At 38.5% G+C, this 213-nt stretch carries 1 protein-coding gene; it reads right to left on the minus strand.

Annotation, left to right across the window (positions count from 1 at the left end; translation table 11 throughout):
• Window positions 1-213: hypothetical protein (locus tag CWC14_RS19530; protein WP_212746579.1), on the minus strand; the 213-nt coding region annotated here is incomplete at both ends.

Consider the following 213-nt stretch of genomic DNA (forward strand, 5'->3'; position numbering starts at 1 on the left):
GAAAGTGATACTCGGCGTGTGCCCTTGTATCCTGGCAGCCAAAAATGGCATGTTATTCTCATTGTAACTGAGAATATAAGTGTCTTGGGTCGGCAAGCAAATTCCTGATTTATCTTTATGGAGAAGCTTTACCTGAGTAAATGCTACATCGGCTTTGTTATTAACAACTTCAATAGGCTTAGTAACAAAGCCGATGAAGTTGTTAATAACAAA

It is taken from the genome of Pseudoalteromonas sp. S3260, assembly GCF_005886925.1.
GTDB lineage: Bacteria > Pseudomonadota > Gammaproteobacteria > Enterobacterales > Alteromonadaceae > Pseudoalteromonas > Pseudoalteromonas tetraodonis.